The sequence below is a fragment of the Reinekea sp. genome, from assembly GCF_982785585.1.
This window is the reverse complement of record NZ_CEYAVF010000042.1, coordinates 1-22,327: the sequence shown is the minus strand read 5'-3', so window position 1 is coordinate 22,327 and position 22,327 is coordinate 1. Positions and strand designations below refer to the sequence as shown.

At 54.0% G+C, this 22,327-nt stretch carries 19 protein-coding genes; 12 read left to right on the top strand and 7 right to left on the bottom strand.

Going from position 1 to position 22,327, the window contains the following annotated elements; translation table 11 throughout:
• Positions 1-149 precede the first annotated feature (149 nt).
• Positions 150-1,823 (bottom strand): bifunctional protein tyrosine phosphatase family protein/NAD(P)/FAD-dependent oxidoreductase, encoded by a 1,674-nt coding sequence (locus AC4FIC_RS13925; protein WP_100256747.1) that lies wholly within the window; start codon positions 1,821-1,823, stop codon positions 150-152.
• A gap of 501 nt (positions 1,824-2,324) precedes the next feature.
• Between AC4FIC_RS13925 and tyrR the strand changes: the two genes are divergently transcribed.
• Positions 2,325-3,878 (top strand): transcriptional regulator TyrR, encoded by a 1,554-nt coding sequence (gene tyrR / locus AC4FIC_RS13920; protein WP_100258714.1) that lies wholly within the window; start codon positions 2,325-2,327, stop codon positions 3,876-3,878.
• 22 nt (positions 3,879-3,900) lie between these two features.
• A complete protein-coding gene (locus AC4FIC_RS13915; protein WP_100256748.1) occupies positions 3,901-4,125 on the top strand; it encodes a DUF1653 domain-containing protein in 225 nt (74 codons plus the stop codon).
• A gap of 27 nt (positions 4,126-4,152) precedes the next feature.
• Here the strand turns inward: AC4FIC_RS13915 and metH are convergent, their stop codons facing one another.
• On the bottom strand, positions 4,153-7,833 hold the full coding sequence (metH, locus tag AC4FIC_RS13910) for a methionine synthase (RefSeq protein ID WP_475843789.1): 3,681 nt from the start codon (positions 7,831-7,833) through the stop codon (positions 4,153-4,155).
• 292 nt (positions 7,834-8,125) lie between these two features.
• Here metH and nfuA point away from each other — a divergent pair, with 292 nt between their 5' ends.
• Positions 8,126-8,716, top strand: coding sequence for a Fe-S biogenesis protein NfuA (gene nfuA, locus AC4FIC_RS13905; RefSeq protein ID WP_100256750.1), 591 nt, complete (start codon positions 8,126-8,128; stop codon positions 8,714-8,716).
• 98 nt (positions 8,717-8,814) lie between these two features.
• On the opposite strand, the gene AC4FIC_RS13900 is transcribed toward nfuA, so the two are convergent.
• From AC4FIC_RS13900 to AC4FIC_RS13890, 3 genes are read right to left on the bottom strand one after another with little or no spacing between them, the layout of a single operon-like run.
• Complete coding sequence (locus AC4FIC_RS13900) at positions 8,815-9,396, bottom strand: DNA-J related domain-containing protein (protein WP_100256751.1); 582 nt, start codon at positions 9,394-9,396, stop codon at positions 8,815-8,817.
• Positions 9,377-10,264: a D-hexose-6-phosphate mutarotase gene (locus AC4FIC_RS13895; RefSeq protein WP_158524308.1), complete on the bottom strand. Its 888-nt coding sequence runs from the start codon at positions 10,262-10,264 to the stop codon at positions 9,377-9,379. Before AC4FIC_RS13895 ends, AC4FIC_RS13900 begins: the two co-directional genes overlap by 20 nt.
• Entirely contained in the window at positions 10,257-11,117 is an 861-nt protein-coding gene (locus AC4FIC_RS13890; RefSeq protein WP_100256753.1) for a DUF1853 family protein, read from the bottom strand. Before AC4FIC_RS13890 ends, AC4FIC_RS13895 begins: the two co-directional genes overlap by 8 nt.
• A 50-nt stretch (positions 11,118-11,167) precedes the next feature.
• Between AC4FIC_RS13890 and AC4FIC_RS13885 the strand changes: the two genes are divergently transcribed.
• The 9 genes from AC4FIC_RS13885 (at position 11,168) to AC4FIC_RS13845 (ending at position 20,133) form a co-directional block, all read left to right on the top strand.
• Entirely contained in the window at positions 11,168-12,085 is a 918-nt protein-coding gene (locus tag AC4FIC_RS13885; protein WP_100256754.1) for an NAD(+) kinase, read from the top strand.
• Positions 12,085-12,342, top strand: a complete 258-nt coding sequence (locus AC4FIC_RS13880; protein WP_100256755.1) for a YeaC family protein — start codon at positions 12,085-12,087, stop codon at positions 12,340-12,342. Before AC4FIC_RS13885 ends, AC4FIC_RS13880 begins: the two co-directional genes overlap by 1 nt.
• A complete protein-coding gene (locus AC4FIC_RS13875) occupies positions 12,342-13,205 on the top strand; it encodes a DUF2797 domain-containing protein (RefSeq protein ID WP_227003817.1) in 864 nt (287 codons plus the stop codon). The genes AC4FIC_RS13880 and AC4FIC_RS13875 overlap by 1 nt, the downstream gene beginning before the upstream one ends.
• 36 nt (positions 13,206-13,241) lie before the next feature.
• Positions 13,242-15,857, top strand: a complete 2,616-nt coding sequence (gene pepN / locus AC4FIC_RS13870; protein ID WP_273283861.1) for an aminopeptidase N — start codon at positions 13,242-13,244, stop codon at positions 15,855-15,857.
• 164 nt (positions 15,858-16,021) lie between these two features.
• On the top strand, positions 16,022-16,702 hold the full coding sequence (locus AC4FIC_RS13865; RefSeq protein WP_100256757.1) for a YIP1 family protein: 681 nt from the start codon (positions 16,022-16,024) through the stop codon (positions 16,700-16,702).
• A 9-nt stretch (positions 16,703-16,711) separates the two neighbouring features.
• On the top strand, positions 16,712-17,899 hold the full coding sequence (locus AC4FIC_RS13860; RefSeq protein ID WP_273283864.1) for an efflux RND transporter periplasmic adaptor subunit: 1,188 nt from the start codon (positions 16,712-16,714) through the stop codon (positions 17,897-17,899).
• The gene (locus tag AC4FIC_RS13855) at positions 17,877-18,599 is read left to right on the top strand and encodes an ABC transporter ATP-binding protein (RefSeq protein WP_158524309.1); all 723 of its coding nucleotides are present in this window, start codon (positions 17,877-17,879) and stop codon (positions 18,597-18,599) included. Before AC4FIC_RS13860 ends, AC4FIC_RS13855 begins: the two co-directional genes overlap by 23 nt.
• Position 18,600: 1 nt before the next feature.
• The gene (locus AC4FIC_RS13850) at positions 18,601-19,812 is read left to right on the top strand and encodes an ABC transporter permease (protein WP_273283867.1); all 1,212 of its coding nucleotides are present in this window, start codon (positions 18,601-18,603) and stop codon (positions 19,810-19,812) included.
• Between the two features lie 90 nt (positions 19,813-19,902).
• Positions 19,903-20,133, top strand: coding sequence for a DUF2798 domain-containing protein (locus tag AC4FIC_RS13845; RefSeq protein ID WP_100256761.1), 231 nt, complete (start codon positions 19,903-19,905; stop codon positions 20,131-20,133).
• A 77-nt stretch (positions 20,134-20,210) separates the two neighbouring features.
• Here AC4FIC_RS13845 and AC4FIC_RS13840 read toward each other — a convergent pair whose 3' ends face one another.
• Together AC4FIC_RS13840 and AC4FIC_RS13835 are read right to left on the bottom strand one after the other, a co-directional pair.
• Entirely contained in the window at positions 20,211-20,579 is a 369-nt protein-coding gene (locus tag AC4FIC_RS13840) for a DUF2200 domain-containing protein (RefSeq protein ID WP_100256762.1), read from the bottom strand.
• A 190-nt stretch (positions 20,580-20,769) separates the two neighbouring features.
• Positions 20,770-22,227: a glyceraldehyde-3-phosphate dehydrogenase gene (locus AC4FIC_RS13835; RefSeq protein WP_100256763.1), complete on the bottom strand. Its 1,458-nt coding sequence runs from the start codon at positions 22,225-22,227 to the stop codon at positions 20,770-20,772.
• Between the last annotated feature and the right edge of the window lie 100 nt (positions 22,228-22,327).

The window sequence follows — 22,327 nt, the reverse complement described above, 5'->3', positions numbered from 1 at the left end:
GGGTCGCGCAGTTGGCGGCGGTGTTTGAAACCTCAACCTTTAAGCACGCCTGAGTGCCCTGTCATAAAACCCTAATGTCCTTATCAACTGACCAACATCTGAATAATAGGCCCCATTCTTCATACAGGGCCTAGCGGGTGTCCTTAATGTTACCAGTGGGTGTCCTTGATGCTGGGTTTAATCATCCACTCGTGGCCCTTGAGCATCAGAGACCAGTAGATATCCGGCAGGAGCCGTTCTTTCATAAACCAGGCCGCGCGCGTTGGCTTGGTGCCATCATTAAGCCATCGTGGAAAGCTTGGCAGCAGTTTGCCGCCATAGCCGAATTCCGCCAAAATAATTTTTCCCCGTTCGACCGTCAGCGGACAGCTGCCATAGCCGTTGTAGTGCGATTGGCTTTGGCCCTTGTTGAGCGCATTGATCAGGTTGTGGGCCACCACCGGTGCTTGCATGCGCGCCGCCGCTGCGGTTTTCGCATTCGGTGCATTCATCACGTCGCCCAATGACCAGATATTGTCAAAGCGTTTATGCTGCAAGGTCACTTGGTCCACATCCACCCATCCACCGGCACCGGCCAGGGGGCTGACGCGAATAAAGTCGGGCGCGACCTGTGGCGGTGTGACATGCAACAGATCAAAGGATTTTTCGATTAGCTCGCTCGGGGCACCTTCGCCGACCTGTTTGAACCAGGCCTTTTTGTTCGGCCCATCGACCTTCACCAGTTGCTGCTGAAACGATAGGGTGATGCCGTACTTGTTGATGTATTCCATCAAGGCGGGGACGTAGTCTTTTACGCCAAATAAGACCGGGCCGGTATTGCAAAATTCAACGTCGATCTTGTTCAGAACTCCTGCGCTAAGCCAATGGTCAGACGACAGGTACATTACTTTTTGCGGCGCGCCGGCACACTTAATGGGCATGGGTGGTTGGGTGAAGATTGCTTTACCGGCTTTTAAGCCTTGCACCAGTTCCCAGGTATAGGGTGCCAGGTCGTAACGGTAGTTTGAGGTCACGCCGTTCTTGCCGAGCGTTTCACCAAGGCCCTCTATTGCGCTCCAATCGAGCTTTAAGCCCGGCGCAACCACCAGCTGTTTATATTTGACCGGCCGGCAACCCTCTAACAGGAGTTGGTTTTTTTCCGGTTCGAACAGGGCCACGGCGGTCTTAATCCACGAAACACCGAAGGGGATAAGCTTGGCCATGTCGCGCTTGGTTTTTTCCGGTTTAAAGATGCCTGCGCCGACCAGGGTCCAGCCCGGCTGATAGTAGTGGTTTTCGGCCGGGTCAATCACCGCGACGGTCAAGCGGGGGTCGCGCTTGCGAATGCTCGCCGCTGCGGCCAAACCGCCGGCCCCGGCGCCGACAATGACCACGTCATAGGCTGGAATCTGCGTTTCGGTGGCTTTGAAATCGGTCAATCGGCCGGCCAAGCCGCTGACGTCATAACCGGCTGCGCTGAGGATCGCGGCAATCGAGGCAAAGTCGTCGCCGGCTTGGGCGCGATGAATCGCCCATAGGGTTGCACTGCGCATACCGGTGCGGCAATAGGCGTGCACCTTGCCCTCTGCTTCGCCGAGGAACGCGCCAAAGGCTATGGCCTGTTCGTCGCTTACCATCCCGGACGTGACGGGCACGTACTTAACAGCGATATCAACGGACTTTGCCGCGTGCATTATTTCTTCGACATTGACCTGATCGGCACCTTCACCATCGGGGCGGTTGACGATAATGGTCTTAATCCCCTGCTCGGCAAGAAGCGCGACGTCACTGACAAGAATTTGTTCCGAAAGGCTCAAAAGGGCGTTAACTGTTTTTATTTGCATAGGATCGCTCCGCTTTTAGTCGTTAATTCATCTATTGAAATGGCCTGGGCAACTTTTTCGTCCCAGGCCAACAAGCGCTATGTACACTTCTAACCGGCGAGAAAGGGGTACGATATTAGTATATTAGATGAATCTAACATTAATTCGCTATGACGTCCTACTTTTTAAAGGCCAAAGGGCGCGAACCGTGAATTGGACCCGACTCTTATTGCTCTACCCTAGGCTTGGATGAGGTATGGAACCAAGGCGCCAGCCTATTTAAGTCTGGCCGTGCTTTGGTCTGAGGTCTGTCTTTGGCTTTGCGGCTGAGAGCGGCCGGTTCGCTGAGTCCCTTTCGACCTCGGCATTGGCGCAACTGCATTGGACAGTTGCCGAGAGCCAGGCTGTAAAGATTGATTGACATAATCGTCCGTTTCGGGCAATTTTGCCGGCTGCAAACAAATAAATACAAAGCAGGGGCGATATTCTAATCGACTCGTGCGAGCTGTCGGAGAAACGGGTTTGAGATTATTCATCGGCTGTGAAGAGCGGCTTGGTATCTGTGCTGAGATACTCGATATACTGGTTAAGCATTCGATTGATTTGCGTGGCATAGAGATCGAGACGCCCGGTGGCATCTTTTTGAATTTTCCAACTGTTGAGTTTGCCGAATTCCAACACCTGATGCCTGAAATTCGGCTTATCCGCGGCGTGTTTGATGTCTCCCTTGTGCCCTATATGCCTTTGGAGCGCGAGCAGCAGGAGATGCGCACCCTGTTGCGGACCCTGCCGGAGCCGGTTATCTCCATCGACACCCGCGGTCAGGTGGTAATCGCCAATGAAGCGGCCCTAGATATACTGCAATTGCCGGAACAGGACGTGCGGCGCAAAATGTTGCGTAACTGGGTCAAGGGTTTCAACTTCACCAAGTGGCTTAACAGCGCAGCACCGAGTTCAGAATCGGTGCATCTGCAATTGAAAGGCCGAACCTTTCTCGCCGATATCTATCCCGTGCATATCCTTAAAGATGACGATAACAGTTTGTTCACCGGTGCGGTCATCGCCTTTAAATCGCCCGAGAGACTGGGCCGGCAGATGACCGCCTACCAGAAACAGACCGGTCAGTTTGAAATGATTATCGCGGAAAGCCAGGGCATGAAAAGCGTGATTCGTCAGGCCAAGCGCATGTCCAGTTTGGATGCCCCCCTGTTGATCACCGGCGAAACCGGGGTCGGCAAGGAATTGCTCGCCAAGGCCTGCCACCAACACAGCTTGCGTAAAGATAAGCCATTCTTGGTGCTCAGCTGTGCCGCCTTGCCGGACGATGCCGCCGAGAGTGAACTGTTTGGCTATGCCCAGGGTGCCTTTGTCGGCGCCCAGTCCGACAAAAAAGGCCTGGTTGAGCTGGCCGAGGGTGGCACCGTATTTCTCGATGAAATCGGTGATATGTCGCCGCTGTTGCAGAATAAATTTTTACGTCTTTTGCAAGATGGCTCTTATCGCCGAGTGGGTGATGAACGAGAATTTAAGTCCAATGTGCGCATTATCTGCTCGACACAAAAAAACCTTGTGGATATGTGCCAGCAAGGCGAATTTCGCGATGATCTTTATTACCGGCTCAATGTCTTAACCCTTCATATTCCGCCGCTGCGTGAGCGCAAGTCCGATGTTTTGCCGATGGCCGAACGTTTCATTGCCCGTTTTGCCGAGCCCCAGCGTCAGCGCATTAAGATATCATCGACCTGCCAGAACGCTCTGCAGCTTTATCCGTGGCCCGGAAATGTGCGCCAGATTGAAAATACCCTGTTACGGGCGGTGTCCCTGGTTGAGGGTGACGTGTTGGAACCGGAGCATCTGCAGTTGCCGAATTTAACCAGTGGCTGGGGCCACAGCGATGAAGATTTTGATGGCACCCTAGACGAGGCCATGAAACGCTTCGAGGCCGATCTGCTTAAGCGCCTCTATCCGGCTTATCCAAGCAGTCGCCAATTGGGTCGCAAGTTGGGCGTCTCCCATACCGCCATCGCCAATAAATTACGTGAATACCGCATCGGCAAGCATGCCAATACAGACTGAGAGATCAGACTTAGGAGTTTAGATGACTATTGCAACAGGTTTGTATCAGCACTTTAAGGGTGGTCAATATCAGGTGTTAGCGGTTGCCGAACACAGTGAAAGCGGCGAGCAATTGGTGGTCTATTTAGCGCTCTATGATCTGAGTAAAACTTGGCTTCGACCGCTTCAGCAGTTCAATGAGACAGTCGAATACAACGGCGAGCGGTTGCCCCGTTTTCGCTATCTTGGTCCCGCCGACGCCGCCTAGGCGTCGACGATCCCTGGCTACTTAAGACTAGGGTTCATAGGCCAAGATAGAACCCAACCAACGCTCGGCAACCGCCAATTCTAATTGGGTGCGAGCGGCGTAATCGATAACCTGGTCCTTGGTAATCTTACCCACGCCGAAATACTTCGCCTCCGGATGACTAAAATACCAACCCGAGACACTGGCCGCAGGGGTCATGGCATAGGAATCGGTCAAGGCGACGTCGGTTTGCTGCTCGGCATCGAGCAGGGCGAACAACTTGGCCTTCTCGGTGTGATCTGGGCAAGCCGGATAGCCCGGTGCCGGGCGAATACCCCGATAACGCTCTTTGATCAGATCGTCATTGGTTAACGACTCATCGGCGGTGTAAGCCCAAAATTCCTGCCTTACCCGTTCATGCATCCGCTCGGCAAATGCCTCGGCAAGCCGATCGGCCAATGCCTTCAACAGGATCGAGTTGTAATCATCACCCTGCTCCTCATAGACCTTAGCCCGCTCCTCAACGCCATGGCCGGTGGTGACCACGAAACCCCCTAGGTAATCAATCGCCTGGCCTTCAGGCGCGATAAAGTCGGCCAATGACTGGTTCGGTTGCATGCCGGGTTTGATGGTTTGCTGACGCAGGTGTTCCAGTGCCACTGTCTCACCCTTTTCCTGATGGACACTAATGGTGTCTGGGCCAGTGCGCTGGGCCGGCCAGAATCCGATGACGGCCTTGGGGGTCAGCCAACGTTCTTGAATGATCTGCTCAAGCATTGCTTGGGCATCATCAAAGAGCTGTTGGGCCACCTCACCGACCTTGACATCGCCGAGAATTTTCGGGTACTTGCCGTGCAGATCCCAGGTACTGAAGAAGGGTGTCCAATCGATATAGGGCACCAACTCAGCGACCGAATAATCGGCGAAGGTGCGCAGGCCGGTAAAGGTCGGCACTGGCGGTCGATAATCGCTCCAATCGAAGGTGGCTGCATTCTCGACCGCCTTGATATAGGGGTTCAGAGCTTTCGACTTGCGGTTCTTATTGCGCTCGCGCACGATGACGTATTCGTCCTGTTTTTCTTGCACAAAAGCCGCCTTTTGATTCGGATTCAACAAGGACTGCACCACTGACACGGCGCGCGAGGCATCGGTCACATAGATGGTGGCATCATTGGTGTATTGCGGCTCGATCTTCACCGCCGTATGGGCTTTCGAGGTGGTCGCACCACCGATCATTAGAGGTAGATAAAAATCCTGACGCTGCATCTCTCGCGCCAGATGCACCATCTCATCGAGGCTCGGAGTGATCAGACCGGACAGGCCAATGACATCGACGCCCAACTCGCGGGCGGTTTTAAGAATTTTCTCTGCCGGGACCATGACGCCGAGATCGATCACCTCATAGTTATTACAAGCCAAGACCACACCGACAATATTTTTGCCAATATCGTGCACATCGCCCTTAACGGTCGCCATCAAGACTTTGCCCTTGGCCAAGGAGCCGGACTCTTTGCCGGCCTCGATAAAGGGAATGAGATGGGCCACGGCCTGTTTCATCACGCGTGCCGACTTCACCACCTGAGGCAGGAACATCTTCCCGGCGGAAAACAGATCGCCGACTACGTTCATACCGTCCATCAGCGGCCCTTCGATAACATCGATTGGCTCATTGGCCTCTTGGCGGGCCAGCTCGGTGTCATCCACAATATGGGCGTTAATGCCTTTCACTAGCGCATATTCGATCCGCTTGATCACCGGCAGGCTGCGCCATTCCAGGTCTTCCTTGGCGGCGACGGTGCCATCGCCACGGAACTTATCGGCGATTTCGAGCAGTCGATCGGTGGCATCGTCGCGTCGATTGAGGATGACATCCTCAACCCGTTCACGCAGTTCAGAGGGGATATCATCATAGATCACCAACTGACCGGCATTGACGATGCCCATATTCATCCCGGCCTTGCAGGCGTGATAGAGGAACACCGAATGGATGGCTTCGCGTAGCGCATCGTTGCCGCGGAACGAGAAGGACACATTGGAGACGCCGCCACTAACATTGGCGTAGGGCAGCTGCTCGCGGATAAAGGTCGTGGCTTCAATAAAATCGACCGCGTACGGGTTGTGTTCCTCGATGCCGGTGGCCACGGCAAAAATATTCGGGTCGAAAATAATATCCTCGGGCGGAAAGCCGAAGGCGACCAAGACATCGTAACTGCGCTTACAGATTTGTTCCTTGCGCGCTCGGGTATCGGCTTGGCCGTCTTCATCGAAGGCCATGACCACCACGGCCGCACCATAACGTTGGCACAGCTTGGCTTGTTGGAGGAAAATTTCCTCACCCTCTTTGAGTGAGATGGAATTAACAATGCACTTGCCCTGCGCACATTTTAGGCCCGCTTCGATGACATCCCATTTCGAAGAGTCGATCATCAAAGGTACCTTGGAAATATCGGGTTCGGAGGCAATCAGATTAACAAAGATGGCCATGGCCGCCTGAGAATCGAGCATGCCCTCATCCATATTGATGTCGATAATCTGCGCGCCGTTCTCAACCTGATCGAGCGCGACCGCCAAGGCCTCCTCATACAGCTCGTCAGTGATCAGGCGGCGAAAACGGGCCGACCCGGTGACATTGGTACGTTCACCGATATTGATAAAGTTCAGCGCATCGGTGACCACGAAGGGTTCCAGGCCGGACAGGCGCATCAATGGCTCGATGACCGGCGGGGTGCGCGGTGCATGCAGTGCCATCGCTTCGGTTATCAGAGCGATATGTTGTGGTGTGGTGCCACAACAACCACCGATAATATTGACGAAACCGGAGGCGGCAAACTCATCCACTACCTTGGTCATCTCCTCCGGCGTTTCATCATACTCACCAAACTCATTGGGCAGGCCGGCGTTGGGATGAGCCGAGACATAGCAGTCGGCAATTTTCGACAGCGTTTCGACATAGGGGCGTAATTCATCGGCACCCAGGGCACAGTTTAGGCCGATCGACAGGGGCTTGGCATGGCGCACCGAATAGTAAAAGGCTTCAGTGGTCTGGCCCGATAGGGTGCGACCGGAGGCGTCGGTGATGGTGCCAGAAATCATAATGGGCAGTTCGAAGCCCAGTTCGTCGAACACGCTGTGAATGGCAAAGATCGCCGCCTTGGCGTTGAGCGTATCGAAGATGGTTTCGATCAGGATGATGTCGGCCCCGCCATCGATCAGGCCACGCGTGGCATTCTGATAGTCGGCCACTAACGCATCGAAGCTGGTGGCGCGATAGCCGGGGTTATTGACATCGGGCGACAGCGACAAAGTTTTACTGGTCGGCCCGAGCACGCCAGCGACCCAACGTGGCTTGTCCGGTGTCAGCAGGCTTTGCTGGTCGCACAGGGCGCGCGCTAGCGCGGCACCGCTTTGGTTCAGCTCGTAGGCATAATCCTGCATGCCGTAGTCGGCCTGCGATATGGCCGTACTATTAAAGGTGTTGGTCTCAATGATATCCGCCCCGGCGGTGAGGTAGGCCTTATAAATAGCGCTGATGATGTCGGGTCGGGTAATGGACAAAAGATCGTTGTTACCCTTGATATCGGAGGGCCATTCACTGAAACGTTCACCCCGGTAATCGACTTCTTCAAGCTGATAACTTTGGATTAGGGAGCCCATGGCACCGTCCAATATTAGGATTCGGTGTTTTAGTGCACTGTGCAGCTGCCCAATTCGGTGTTCGCGAGTAGTCATGGAGGTCTCTTTTGGTAACAAGTAAGCATTTAGTGGGCAATGAAAGCCTAAAAATGGCCTAATTTCAAGCTATATCAATATATTTTGATATAGATCTGGGCCAGAGGGCAGCCCTGCGTCCCCTGTTTTGGCCGGCATAGGTTAACCGATTAAGAAGCCGAGTAAAGTTGCGACTTGAAAAAACCAGCGAATGACCTCACAAACTTGACTAATTTAGTCGGGTATTCAAACTGCCGATTAAATGCGGTAGAATTGCCGCATCGTTCACACTCACTAAATTCCGGAGCCTCGGATGGATATACAAATCAATATTACCGAATCTGCCCAAGAATACTTGGCAGGTTTGTTGGCAAAGCAAACCACCGAGGGTATGTCGGTGCGGATGTTTGTGACTCAACCGGGCACCAAATATGCCGAAACCTGCCTAGCTTACTGCCGGCCAGGGGAAGAAAAAGACAACGACGAACGCATCGAACTGACCCATATAAAGGTCTTGTTGGAAAAAAGCAGCCTGCCGTACCTCGATGAAGCCGAGGTCGACTATGCCCAGGATCGGATGGGCGGTCAGCTGACGATCAAGGCACCCAATGCCAAGATGCCTAAGGTCAACAAGGACAGCTCGCTCAGTGAGCAGGTCAGCTACCTACTGCTGACTGAAATTAACCCGGGTCTGGCTTCTCACGGCGGTGATGTCTCACTGGCTGAACTAACCGAAGACAATGTTGCGGTGTTGAAGTTCGGCGGCGGTTGCCAAGGCTGTTCGGCGGTGTCTATTACCCTCAAAGACGGTGTCGAGAAAACCTTACTCGAGCGTTTGCCCCAATTGACCGGTGTGCGTGATGTGACCGACCATACCGTGACCGAAAACGCCTATTTCCAATAGGCGCCTAAGGCATTCGCCAGAAGCGGCTCAGGAGCCAGTACCTTAAGGGCTTAGCACCTCAAGGGCCTAGCACCTTAAGGGCTAAGTACCTTAACAGCTTAGGACCTAAGCTGTTCCCAAGCTGCCTGAATTAAGCGAAACTGCTCGGCATCGCCGCCCTTATCGGGGTGGTGTTGCTGCACTAAGAGGCGGTATTGCTGCTTTTGCTCAGCGTGGCTCTCCCGGCCGGTCAGACCTAGGGTGGCTAAGGCCTCGGGCTGCGGCTGATGAAGCCTAAGCGCGCGCCAGAAATCATCCAACAATTGCTGCACACTGTCGGCACTCTCCCTATTTAAATTCGCCAAATCGAGATAATAGTCTTTGAGCGGTTCTAACCGTTCGGGCAGAGTCGTCTGTTGATTGGCCACTGCCAGCTGTTTGCGGATCGTCAGGGCAGTGATCAAGAGTGTTGCCGTACCAGTCTGTTGATAATGACTTTGCAAAAGGTAAAGCGAGTGGCGCAGATAGAAGTGGTGCTGAAACAGCACGATCGGGTCGGCCAAGTTGGGTTTGGGGTAGAGCGGGCCATAACGCTGATCGAGCAGCGTCATCAGGTCGTATTCGGCCAGCCCGGCTGGGTGCTCGTCGAGCAGGGTGTCGAGCGCGGCCAGTAAGGGCGCGTCAGGCTGGCTTGGGTGCATCGAGATCGACCGCCGTCAGTTCCATGACTAAGACATGACTGCTGTTGGCTTTAATTAATCGGCAATCTTCTAGGGCATTACTCGCTTCCACACAAAACATGCCTCGATACTCATCGGGCAAGAAATGACTCAATGTCTTTGATTTTTCTCGACCGGGGTTCCAAAGCACCACCGACCGGCTGCCCAGGCGAGTCATGTGAATCGCCTTCTGGCCCAGCCCACTGAACAGCAGCGCTTGGCCGACATCTCCGACCACCCAATCGATTTCTCGATCAAAGCTGAACGCGCGCGGAACGGAATCGTTCTTGCCGGTCAGTTTATCCAGGTAGCGACGATCGGCCAGTCCCTGAATCCGCACCCGCTCCTGGTCTTGACAGGCAAAATAGGTGTGCAAGGCTTGACTCAATTGAAACGGCTGGGGACCCAGGTTGAGGGTGGTAAGGGACACCACCAAACTGCTGCCGATGCTGACCAGTAACTCTGCCCGGGCAGGGTACGGAAAGGCCGGATGCCGGCCGTCAAGGTCGAGCCAAAAGAGCAGGTCGGTGCGGTTATCGCTGTCGGCCACTACCTTATATTGCCAATCTACCTCGCGCGCCAGACCGTGTGTTGGGGCATCGGCCAACTCAGGATGGGCGCCAAACCAGGGCCAGCAGATGGGAATGCCACCGCGAATGGCTTCACCCTGGTTGAAGGATTCACCCTGGGCGACAAAGAGCAGATTATCACCCCCGGCCGGGGTGAATTCCAGCACCTGAGCACCTTGCACGCTGATGGTGGCCGAGGCCCAATCGTTATTGATGCGTAACACGGGTAATTGATTAATAGAGCTTAGGCTAATGCGGGCAGACAGGAAGTGTTCAGTCATGAAGGTTCTTATGCAGTTGTATCGCTGAGGTGGCGTCAGTTTGCCAGTTTGGGGGTAAAACATAAACAGGCACAGTGCTCTCGGGCCGAATAAATTGAGCCGGCAACTGATGAGTCGGTTCCGGCGCTAACAACGACACCGGCGGCTCGCCCATGAGCCAATCGGCCTTGCAGATTGAGCGAGTAGAACGGTGCGCGCACGATCCATGCTCGGACCAGCTCGACACCAGCGCCTGGTTGTTGAGCTGAAAGGGCGTGTCCATAAAGTGCGTATAGGGCACGCCTAAGGCCTGAGAGGATTCCGGGACATAGAGTCGACCGGGCATCCACAGCCGGTGCTCGGTTGGATAGGGCAAGTCACTCGGCCAGCATTGGCGCGCACGCGCCAGCTCGGGTAGGCGTAATTGATGCTGATAGAGGCGCTGCACCTTATCGGCCATAAAGTCATGCAAGCCCGAACCAATCCAAACGGCTTGGCGTTGACCGGGCACCCAGAGATAAAATTTCAGGGCCAATTCCAAATGAATAATCTGTCCGGTTGCCAGGTCCTGAACCAATAAATCCAATTCACCCAGGGTTCTTTTGTCGGCGACGATGCTGCGGTTCTGCGCCAGAACGCGAAAGCCGGTACTGGCGAGGAACAGATAGGCGACCAGGGCTTCAAAATAGCGCCCCAACTTGCCCCTGCGGGCGCGACTCAGCGAGGCCAGTTGTTCGGCGCTAAAGGGCCGCCGTGGCTCGTTCTGCAGCGCATCACCGGACCAAAGTGTGGGATGCGGTGCCAGTAGGGATGGCGCCGTCAGGACCCAGTCGAGATCGGCGCGGATCGCCCGTTCAAGCGGGTGTTCGTTCATGCCACTTCCTCTGCTATGCTGTGTTCCGAAATTTACTACCAGGCGATGGCATGGCAACGAAGAATCTCGCGGCAAACTTCAACCGAATTGGTGTGGTGGGTCGTTTAGACAGCCGCAGTGTTGAGCAATCGGTGCATCGACTGCTGCTCTTGCTCAATCAATTGGGCAAGCACTACTGTATCGAACAGTCGCTGGCCGACGCAATGCCTGTCTTGGATTGCCAGTCGATGTCCCGGCCCAACCTGGGTGCCTGGGCTGACCTGATCATCGTGATCGGCGGGGATGGCACTTTCTTAGGCGCGGCCCGAGATGTGGCTCAGTTTGAAGTACCGATGCTCGGCATCAACCGCGGCCGTCTGGGCTTTTTAACCGATATCATGCCGGACGAGATGGAACAGAAGGTGACTGCGGTCTTAGCCGGTGAGTTTCAGCTGGAAGAGCGTTTCCTGTTACAGGCTCAGATTCGCCGCGATGGTGAGGTGGTGGCCGAAGACTGTGCCTTTAACGATGTCGTCCTACACCCGGGCCAATCGATTCGGATGATCGAATTCGATCTGCATATCGACAACCAGTTCGTTTACAGTCAACGTTCCGACGGCCTGATTGTCTCGACGCCAACCGGTTCTACGGCCTATGCCCTCAGTGCCGGCGGCCCCTTAGTGCACCCGAGTATGGATGCGCTCATCTTAGTGCCGATGTTCCCGCACAGCCTAACCAATCGACCGCTGGTGGTCGGAGCCAACTCGCATCTGTGCATCCGCATCGGCCAGCAAAACAATATCGCACCGCACGTCAGCCTCGACGCCCAAAACCATCTGGCGCTCAATCATGGCGATGAGTTACATATATTCAGATACCCGCAGAAGGTTAAGTTGATCCATCTGACGGATTATAATTATTTTGAAATTTGCCGAACCAAGCTGGGTTGGAGCAATAAAATAGAGAACAGTACCGAGGAACACGAATAATGAACTTTGATAGCCTGGCACAAAATATGACCCCGGATATCTACAGCCGGCTGCGCGAAGCTGTGGAGTTGGGTCGCTGGCCTAACCAGGTCCCGCTCAGCAAAGAGCAGCGCAGTTTGTGCCTCGAAGCGGTGCTGAAATATGAAATCAGTCAGCAGATTCCCGAGCAACGCCGCACCGGCTTTGTCGAACAGGGTTGCAGATCCAAAAGCGAGACCATTCCCACCGTGACATTGCCCGACGCGAGCGAGCTATGATGACCATGGATCTATTTGCCGGGTTGGATGATCTACCGCCGGGTATCACTGGCAACCTGGCTAAGATGTCGACCCACTGGGTCGCCGGCAGCCCGGTGCAATATCAATTGCCGCTCGGCGATCAACGGCTCGATTTGAACGCGCGCATCGGCCAGACCATTCGTCTGGAATTTACCGGCGCCATTCATTGCGTGCACTGTGGTGAGCTGACCAAAAAAAGCTTCGGCCAGGGTTATTGCTACAAACATTTTGCCGCCCTGGCGCAGACAGATGTGTGCATCATGTCTCCGGAAAAATGCCATTACGATCAGGGCACCTGCCGTGAACCGGCCTGGGGTGAAGCCAGCTGCATGCAGAGTCATTATGTCTATCTGTCCAATTCCAGTGCGATAAAAGTGGGTATCACCCGCGGTGGCCAAATCCCGACGCGGTGGGTCGATCAGGGCGCCACGCAGGCTATTACCATTGCCCGCGTGGCCACCCGGCAATTGGCCGGATTTGTCGAGGTGATCTGCAAAAAGCATGTCGCGGACAAGACCAACTGGCGCAATATGCTCAAAGGTGGCAGTGCCCCGCTCGATATGGCGGCGGAGCGAGACCGTTTGTTTACCCTGGCGCAAGCCGATTTGGCCGAGCTGGTCGAACGCCATGGTCTGTTGGCGGTGCAGCTATTGCACCACGGTGACGTGTTTGAGATCGACTTTCCGGTGACCCAATACCCGGACAAGGTCGCCAGTTTGAATTTCGATAAGGACCCGCTCGTCGAAGGTACCTTACTGGGGATTAAGGGACAGTATCTGATCCTCGACAGCGGCGTGATCAATATCCGTCGCTTCGGTGGTTATCAGGTCACCGTCAGTTAACATTCAGCCTTAAAATATAGCTTTTGTGGAGACCCTATGCGTACCGAGACACCTGTAACGATTCGACTCAAAGATTATCAGCCGCCGGCCTATTGGATTAAAAATTGCGCATTGATTATTCGCATCTTTGCCAATCATACCGAAGTGGACTCGACTCTGACGATGGTGCGCAATGGCGATCCCAGTGAACTGCCGGCCTTGGTGTTGGATGGCGTTGAACAGCTGATCCAGTCCTTATCGTTCGATGGTGAAGCGATCACCGACTACGACTATCAGCACGACCGCCTGACCGTTCAGCCCACTCAAGCCGAATTCACCTTTAATGCCGTGACCCATATTTTTCCCAACACCAATACCTCATTGGAAGGCCTATACAAGTCCGGCACCATGGTCTGTACCCAGTGTGAAGCCGAAGGCTTTCGCAAGATTACCTTCTATCTGGATCGGCCCGATGTGATGGCTACCTTCAGCACCCGGATTGAAGCCGATCAGGCGCCGTTTCCGATCCTCTTGGCCAATGGCAACCCGACTGCCAGCGGCGAGTTGGAGCAGGGTCGTCACTTTGCTACCTGGGACGATCCCTTTGCCAAGCCGGCCTATCTGTTTGCCACCGTAGCCGGCGATTTGGTGCGGCGCGATGATGCCTTTACCACCGCCAGTGGGCGTGACATTTCACTGCGCATCTTTGCCGAACCGCATAATGCCCACAAGACTGAATTCGCCCTCACCGCGCTAAAAAAATCGATGCGTTGGGACGAAGAACGTTTCGGCCGGGAATACGATCTGGATATCTTTATGATCGTCGCCAGTGATTTTTTCAATATGGGTGCGATGGAAAACAAGGGCCTCAATATTTTTAACAGCGCCGCCGTATTGGCCACACCGGAAACCGCCAGTGACGACCGCTTTGAGCGCATCGAAGGGATTGTCGCGCATGAGTACTTTCACAACTGGAGCGGCAATCGAGTTACCTGCCGAGACTGGTTTCAGTTGTCGTTAAAAGAAGGCTTTACCGTCTATCGCGATGCCGAATTCACTTCCGACCTGCACGACCGAGCGGTGAAACGGATCAAGGATGTGTTGTTTCTGAAAAACCATCAGTTCCCCCAAGACGGCGGACCCAATGCGCACCCGGTGCAGCCGCAGGAATATATTGAAATTAATAACTTCTATACCGTCACGGTATACGAAAAGGGTGCTGAAATAGTGGGCATGTTGCATACCCTGCTTGGTGATCGCCCATTCCGCCAAGCCTGTGATCTGTACTTTGAGCGCTTCGACGGCATGGCCGTTACCACTGACGATTTTGTCGATTGTATGGCGCAGATCAGTGGCCAGGATTTCAGCCAGTTTAAACGCTGGTATACCCAAGCCGGCACGCCGATAGTGGAAATCCACGAAGACTACGATGCCAACTTAGCACGCTACCGCCTGAGCTTTACCCAGAGCTGCCCGGCCACGCCGGGTCAGTCCGATAAGCAGCCGCTGGTCATTCCGGTCAAGATGGCGCTGTTGGATAGCACCGGGCAAGCACTGCCGATCGACTGCGATGGTGACTACAATGCCGACACCCAGGTGCTAACTCTAACCGAGGCAGTCACGACCGTAACGTTTCAACACCTGGCGAGCCAGCCAACCCCGAGCCTGTTCCGCGATTTTTCGGCGCCGGTGCGCGTGCGACAGGCCCTGTCGGATCCCGCTTTGCTGTTATTGGCCCAGCACGATGACAATGCCTTCAATCGCTTCGAAGCAGTGCAACAGGTCTATCTGGACACCTTGCTAAAACTGACCCGGGGCGAACTCGATGCGATACCGGCCTTGGTGGATACAGTGGTCTTATCGATATTGTCCGATACGCAACTATCCCATGCCTTGCAGGCGGTATTGCTGAGTCTGCCGTCCTATCAACAGATGATGGACAATCTAGACACAGTCGATGCCGAGGCGGTGATCGTGGCGCGCGACCGTCTTAAGTTGCATTTGGCGCAAACCTACCAAAGCCATTGGGCGACCTTGAGTCAAACCCTAACCAGTGCCGATGACTATGTCTTTACCGCCGATGAGGTCGGCCGCCGAGAGCTGCAAGGCTTGGCCCTATATTACTGGGTGTTGAGCGGCGACAAGTTTGGCCTGAACAGTGCCGAAGCCCTCTATCGTGCTGCGCAAAACCAGACCGATAGGCTGAACGGCTTGAAGGCCGTGATGGCCTCCCCGGATCGGGATCGTCAGCAACGGCTCTTGGTGCATTTTTACCGCCATTGGCATCAAGATACCCAGATGGTCGAGACCTGGCTGGCCCTGCAAGCCGGCGCGGAAGGCGTCGGGGTGACCGACATTCTGTTGTTGATGGCCCACGATGCGTTCGACTTCACCAACCCCAACAAGGTACGCAGCGTGCTTGGCGGCTTTACGCAGAATTTCAAAGCCTTCCATGATATCCAAGGCGATGGCTATAATTTTATGAGCGAGCAAATTGTTGCACTCAATGCGATTAATCCACAGGTCGCGGCGCGCTTTGTCGGCGTATTTGAACGTTGGCGGAAGTTTGCCCCAGAGCGCAGTGCGGCGATGCACAGTGCTTTGACAGCGGTGCTGGAGACCGAGTCACTGTCTCCGGATGTGCTCGAATTGGTCCAGAAAACGCTCGTCTAAAGCGACCCTAGCTCCTCTTCAAGCGGACCCAGGGATGGGTTTTTGTTGGGGGTTGGTCAATATATGACCTTTATCACTATTTTGGTGCCCGGCGCGGCGCGATACTTCCGCATCTTTATGGATTGAACCGGCCAGTGGCCAACATTGGAAACAAGGAGCTTTATATGCCATCTCTCGGGTCGACCCCGTTCGTCGATATTTTCTCATCCCCTCAATTGGTGTTTGACCGTATTCGGGCAAAATCCCTGCCTTTCTGGCCCCCTCTGTTGGTGGTCATCGCGGTACTGCCGGCCTTTCTGGCCTGGTATTTTATGACCGTCGATATGAGCGCCTATATGGAAACCACGCTGGTATTAGCCGATCAGGAGATGACACCCGAAGCTTTCGATGCGGCCATGGCCACGGCCAATATCGTGCGCATTATTTCGCCGATAGCTGCACCATTGATCAGTCTGTTTAGTTATCTGATATTGGCCACCTTCTTTTTTCTCGCTGCGACGCTGGTGGCCGAAGAAAAATTCCGTTTTGGCCAGTTCTTTACGCTGGTCTGCTGGGCCAGCTTGCCAGGGCTGCTCAGCACTCTGAGCATGGCGGTGTCCTATGCGGCCAGTCCAGACTATGTCTTTCTAAACCAGCTCGATAAAACCAACCTGGCCAGCCTTATGGGTCTGGCTATCGGCGATGCCAATTTTGCACTCTATGCCAGCGTATCGATCGGCGCCATCTGGTCCTATCTCTTGTACGGTCTCGGCTTTGCGCGCATTACCGGCAGCTCTGGCATGACGGCGACCTTGGTGGGTCTGATTCCGCCGGCCGTACAATTTTCGCTGATCTATTTTTTATAAGGACCGGTTATGAAAAAGCTGTTTGTGGTGTTAATAATAGTGGCCGCGATAGTGGCCTTAAGCCTGTATCAGGCACGCACGGGGAAACCGGAGCAGGTTAGGGTGCAAGTCTTTGAGGTGGTTGAACAACCGATTGAATCCACTGTGCTCGCGACCGGCACATTGACCTATGGCGACGAGCGCCGCGTGCGCAGCGAAGTCGATGCCAGGGTGATTGAGGTCGCGGTCGAGGAGGGCGATCGCGTCAGCAAGGGTCAGGTTTTGGTGCGCCTGGATCGCCAGAATTTCGAGACCGATGTCAGCAATCAACAAACCAATGTGGCCTTGCGTCGGATCGATATCGAGCGCGCCCAATTGCGTATTGAAAGCCTGACCATCCAACTGGCTCGTCAGCTTAAACTGTTTCAACAAAACGCCGCCCAGGCCACGGTGATTGAAGATTTGAAAAATCAGATTGCTCAAGCCAATGTGGATCTGAAAATGCAGAATCAACTCTTGGTCCAGAGTCAGGATCATCTGGGTCAAGCGCAGAAACGCTTGGCTAAAACGGTGATCAGCGCGCCGGTGAGCGGCTTAGTTAGTGCGCTCGATATTAAGGAAGGCGAGATGGCGGTGGGCAGTGCGGCCGATGTGCCCTTGCTCACCCTGGTCGACCCGGAGCAGATCTATTCTGAGGTGGATGTCGATGAGGCCGATATTGGCAATGTTCAGCTTGGCCTGCCGGTGCGAGTCTTTGCCGTAGCTTATCTTGATACCGCGCTGACCGGCACCGTGACCAAGATTGCCACCAGTGCCCGCCAGGTACCGGGTAAAAACTCCTTGGTGTTCCCAGTTGAGGTGGCCATGGCCGATCAAGAGTTGGTCGTGCTGCGGCCGGGTATGAGTACCCGGGCCGAGGTCTTAAACCGTTCGAACATCAGCTATCCGGTAATCCCAATCGAAGCCTTGCAAGATAACGCCGCCGATGACGACCCCGGCTATCATGTCTTTGTGGCCCGCGCGGGGATCGCAGTTAAGGTCAGTGTGACGCTGGGCCCACAGGATGATCGTTATCAAGCCCTGACCTCGGGTATCGAGACCGGAGATGAGGTGATCAGCGGGCCCTATCGATTGGTCCGGAGCCTAAACGATGGCGACGCCATTATCTTGGAACCCACCAGCCTGGATACGACCGATGACACACTCAGCACTGATTGATCTGCAAGCCATACGGCGCACCTATCAGATGGGTGGCGAAACCTTACACGCGCTCGATGGCATCGACCTGGCCATCGCGCGCAACGACTTTGTGGCCATTGTCGGCTCCAGCGGCTCGGGCAAATCGACCCTGATGAATATAGTGGGCTGCCTGGATACCCCCAGCTCGGGCGATTACCGGCTCGATGGCGAGGCGGTCAGTGCCATGAGCGGCAAACAACTGGCCTCGGTGCGCAATCGGAAAATTGGTTTTATCTTCCAGAGCTTCAATCTGTTGCCCCGGGTTGATGCCTTGCACAATGTGATGCAGCCTTTGATCTATCAGCGGGTATCCTATGGCGTGCGCAAAAAACGCGCTCAGGAGATGTTAGCGCGGGTGGGTTTGTCTGGCCGCATGCATCACCAACCCAATGAGTTATCGGGCGGGCAGCGTCAGCGAGTGGCCATCGCCCGGGCGCTGGTCACCTCTCCGTCTATCCTATTGGCCGATGAACCCACGGGCAACCTCGACAGCTCAACCACCGCCGATATCCTCAACCTGTTCGATGAACTCTACAACGAGGGTCAAACCATTATCGTGGTGACCCATGAGGCCGAAATTGCCGACCGCTGTCATCGTCAAATTCGGCTCAAGGACGGCCTTATAGTCGAAGACCGGATGACCGGCGCAGTGACCGCGCCGCGCACACAAGGAGCCTAGGGTGTATCTATTTTTAGAAGCATTGCGGTCCGCGCTACGCGCCATTGCCGCCAGTAAGTTGCGCAGTTTTCTGACCTCCCTGGGCATTATTATCGGGGTCGCCAGTATCATTGCCGTGGTATCGCTGGTGCAGGGTTTGGAGCAATCCATTACCCAGCAGTTTGAAGGCTATGGCTCTAACTCGCTGTTTATCCAGCAACGGCGCGATAACTTTGGTCGGCTGATCGGTGACCTCACCGATGATGACCTGATCAAGTTAAAGGCCATTGAGGGCATCGCCGCCATTTCACCGCAAACCTTTCTGTTTGAATACAGTGGCCTGCAATACGCCGGTAAGGAGCATGCTGCCGATATAGTCGGCGTGATGCCGGAGTTTGCCGAAATGGATAATTCTTATCCGGAGATTGGCCGCTTTATCACCAGCGCCGACGCCAACAGTCGTAAGAAAATCGCGGTGATTGGCCCGAAAGTGCGCGATGAATTGAATTTACCCGACAATCCGATCGGCGAATTTTTACGCTACGGTCCGCATTGGTTAAAGATTGTCGGCGTGCTTGAGAGTAAGGGCCAAATGCTCGGCCAAGACCTCGACAACTACGTCTACATTCCCTATCCGACTGCGCTGGGTATTATGGGCTACCAAAAACAGCCCTTCGTGATGTTTGTCGCGCGCGTGGCCGATGTTGACCGGATGGCAGCCTTGACCGCGCGCGTGAGCCAAACCCTGAGACGCAATCATGGTTTACGGCAGGGCGACGACGACGATTTTTCCATCCAGAGTTCGGACCAGGTATTGGCGTCGATCGGCCAGGTGACGCGCATTATCACCCTGGTGTTCGGCGGCATAGTGGGCATCAGCCTGCTGGTCGGCGGTATTGGTATTATGAATATCATGCTGGTGTCGGTCACCGAACGGACCCGCGAAGTGGGTATCTGCAAGGCCCTGGGCGCCACCCGAGCCGATATATTGCTGCAATTCTTGCTCGAGGCGGTGATTATCAGTCTGCTTGGCGGGGTGATCGGTCTGGCCATTGGCTACGGTTTGGGTATGGGTATTGCGAATCTGATTCCCGATTTCCCTCCCTCCCAGGTGCCGCTCTGGTCTATTGCATTGGCGCTGGGCTTCTCCTCGGCTGTGGGCATTATTTTTGGTCTCTTGCCCGCTGCTAAAGCGGCGGGACTCGATCCGATCGATGCACTGCGCTATGAATAGCGCGACCGTTTGGTTCGACTGTTTTGCTTGCACTGGGCCTATTTTTCAGTAATGTGGCGGCTTCAATATTGTTAATTTGAGAAGTAGCACATGCTGAAGCCAAAACACGTTCGACTGGTCCAATCGGTGCTGATGTCAGCGCTGATGGTGACCATCATGACCGCCGTCATCACCGCCCTGAATACCGGCTTTGGTACCGGGTTCTTAACTCGGTGGATGACCGCCTGGTTATTTGCCTGGCCAATTGCCTTTGGGGTTATCTTGATCGCCGGTAAACCGGTGCAGCAGTTTGCCTTGGAATTGTGTGGCGTGAAGCCCTGATGGCGGGTTGACTAATTAGTGCTAAGGACCTGAGCTTCCGCGTTCGGGTTCAACCGGATTATCATTTGCCGACAGGGCTACTCGGCCGACCGTAAAATTTTCTCGATCTTGCGTCCCTTGGCGAGTTCATCGACCAGTTTGTCGAGCCAGCGGACCTGTTGGGTCAAGGGTGTTGCGATCTCTTCTACTCGATATCCGCAGATAAGACCCCGAATCAGTTGTGCATTGGGGTTGATCGATGCCGCAGCGAAGAACTGTTGAAACGTCGCCTTCTGTTTGATTAGTGCTTGCAGATCTGCCTCATTGAATCCGGTAAGCCAAGCAATAACCTGATGCAATTCGTCAAGAGACCGACCTTTCTTCTCAACCTTAGTAACGTAAAGAGGATAGACAGCAGAAAATGTCATATTCGCGAAGCGCGCATCGTGTTCAGGCGTGGTGTTCATATAGGGCGACTCCTCTTTGTCTGAGCAAGGAAAACCACTGTTGAGACTTTGTTGCGAGATGAATGCATAAATCGTTGATGCCCTTGAATTCATCGACTAATCCAAGGGATCAGCGTCATGCTAACCATAGAAGGTAGGTTACTGAGGGCCGAAAATCAACGACTTTGCCCTCTGAGGGACCCCCAGGATCTTAGCCCTTCGGGTAGACCTGGTGATGAACACCCGCCATCTCATGCACCAGTCGTACAACCTGTGCGCTATAACCTGCTTCGTTGTCATACCACAAATAGAGAATGACGCCATGGTCATTCACGATGGTCGCAGTGCTATCAACGATCGCTGTCTTACGGTTGCCAACAAAATCACTCGACACGGCCTCAGGAGAGTTAGTGAAGTCAATTTGTTTCGCCAAGTCTGAGTACAGCGCCTGTTCGCGTAAGAAGTTATTCAACGTTTCAACATCGGTTTGCTTGGTGAGCCGCAAATTCAAAATCGCCATCGACACGTTTGGCGTGGGTACCCGGATAGCATTGCCGGTTAACTTGCCTTTCAGCTCAGGCAACGCCTTAGCAACGGCAACGGCGGCACCTGTTTCAGATAGCACCATATTGAGTGGCGCGGAGCGGCCACGGCGATCACCCGCATGGTAGTTGTCTATTAGGTTTTGATCATTGGTATAGGAGTGAATGGTTTCCACATGGCCACTTTCAATGCCGTACTCATCGTTTAATACCTTCAACACCGGGGTAATGGCATTTGTTGTGCACGATGCAGCCGAAACGATACGATCCTCTTGTTCTATGCTTTTGTGATTGACGCCATAAACAATATTTTTTATGTCACCCTTGCCAGGTGCGGTTAACAGTACTTTGTTAACGCCTCGAGCTTCAAGGTGTTGTGCCAAGCCTGCCTGGTCGCGCCAGATGCCGGTATTATCGATGATAATTGCATTTTCAATGCCGTATGCTTCGTAGTCGATATCACTGGGGTTACTGGCGTAAATGACTTTGACAGCAGTGCCATTCGCGACAATCGATTGGTTCGCTTCATCTACTTGAATCGTTCCTTCGAAGCTGCCATGAATGGAATCTCGGCGCAGTAAACTTGCCCGTTTTGCCAAGTCATCTTTAGCCTTGGAAGGTCGCACGACAATGGCCCGTAAGCGAAGACCCGACCCGCCGGTCTTTTCAATCAGAATTCTAGCGACTAAGCGGCCAATACGACCGAAACCAAACAACACAATATCGGTCGGCTTATCGTTTTGATGGTGATCAGCATCATAGCCATCGATCAATTCCGATAACTCGGCTTTCAAGAAGTCGACCAGATTTAAATCTGCTGTAAGTGACTTATATTTAATCGCAAGCTTGCCAATGTCGATATGGCATGCAGCTAAGTTCATGTCGAGCAACAGGTGCAATATTGCCGACGTGTCCACAACAGACAGCTCATGGCCCTCGACTTGCTTCACGAAACGATGCGATTTCAACAAACCAATGGTCGATTGATTAATAATCTGCCGGCCGTAAATTGACGTGATCACATCGTTTTTGCGATACAACAGGCCAATAAGCGGAATCATAGCCTCCGCGGTTTCTTCTTTTTGTTGCCATTGAACTAAAGTTTGATCGACATGCGTAGCATTCATTGCGTATTGGCCTTAGGTCTCTCGGTTTTTGATCGGGGGGTGGCTCAAACGATTTATGCCCATATGTGATGGCACATCGGTATTCCAAGCCAGCCAAGCG

Coding starts and splice junctions, on each gene's coding strand:
- AC4FIC_RS13855 (WP_158524309.1), top strand. CDS start 17,877: ATGACACACTCAGCACTGATTGATCTGCAAGCCATACGGCGCACCTAT.
- metH (WP_475843789.1), bottom strand. CDS start 7,833: ATGACTACTCGCGAACACCGAATTGGGCAGCTGCACAGTGCACTAAAA.
- AC4FIC_RS13845 (WP_100256761.1), top strand. CDS start 19,903: ATGCTGAAGCCAAAACACGTTCGACTGGTCCAATCGGTGCTGATGTCA.
- AC4FIC_RS13890 (WP_100256753.1), bottom strand. CDS start 11,117: ATGAACGAACACCCGCTTGAACGGGCGATCCGCGCCGATCTCGACTGG.
- AC4FIC_RS13880 (WP_100256755.1), top strand. CDS start 12,085: ATGAACTTTGATAGCCTGGCACAAAATATGACCCCGGATATCTACAGC.
- AC4FIC_RS13840 (WP_100256762.1), bottom strand. CDS start 20,579: ATGAACACCACGCCTGAACACGATGCGCGCTTCGCGAATATGACATTT.
- pepN (WP_273283861.1), top strand. CDS start 13,242: ATGCGTACCGAGACACCTGTAACGATTCGACTCAAAGATTATCAGCCG.
- AC4FIC_RS13875 (WP_227003817.1), top strand. CDS start 12,342: ATGACCATGGATCTATTTGCCGGGTTGGATGATCTACCGCCGGGTATC.
- AC4FIC_RS13925 (WP_100256747.1), bottom strand. CDS start 1,823: ATGCAAATAAAAACAGTTAACGCCCTTTTGAGCCTTTCGGAACAAATT.
- AC4FIC_RS13865 (WP_100256757.1), top strand. CDS start 16,022: ATGCCATCTCTCGGGTCGACCCCGTTCGTCGATATTTTCTCATCCCCT.
- AC4FIC_RS13900 (WP_100256751.1), bottom strand. CDS start 9,396: ATGCACCCAAGCCAGCCTGACGCGCCCTTACTGGCCGCGCTCGACACC.
- AC4FIC_RS13885 (WP_100256754.1), top strand. CDS start 11,168: ATGGCAACGAAGAATCTCGCGGCAAACTTCAACCGAATTGGTGTGGTG.
- AC4FIC_RS13895 (WP_158524308.1), bottom strand. CDS start 10,264: ATGACTGAACACTTCCTGTCTGCCCGCATTAGCCTAAGCTCTATTAAT.
- nfuA (WP_100256750.1), top strand. CDS start 8,126: ATGGATATACAAATCAATATTACCGAATCTGCCCAAGAATACTTGGCA.
- AC4FIC_RS13915 (WP_100256748.1), top strand. CDS start 3,901: ATGACTATTGCAACAGGTTTGTATCAGCACTTTAAGGGTGGTCAATAT.
- AC4FIC_RS13835 (WP_100256763.1), bottom strand. CDS start 22,227: ATGAATGCTACGCATGTCGATCAAACTTTAGTTCAATGGCAACAAAAA.
- AC4FIC_RS13860 (WP_273283864.1), top strand. CDS start 16,712: ATGAAAAAGCTGTTTGTGGTGTTAATAATAGTGGCCGCGATAGTGGCC.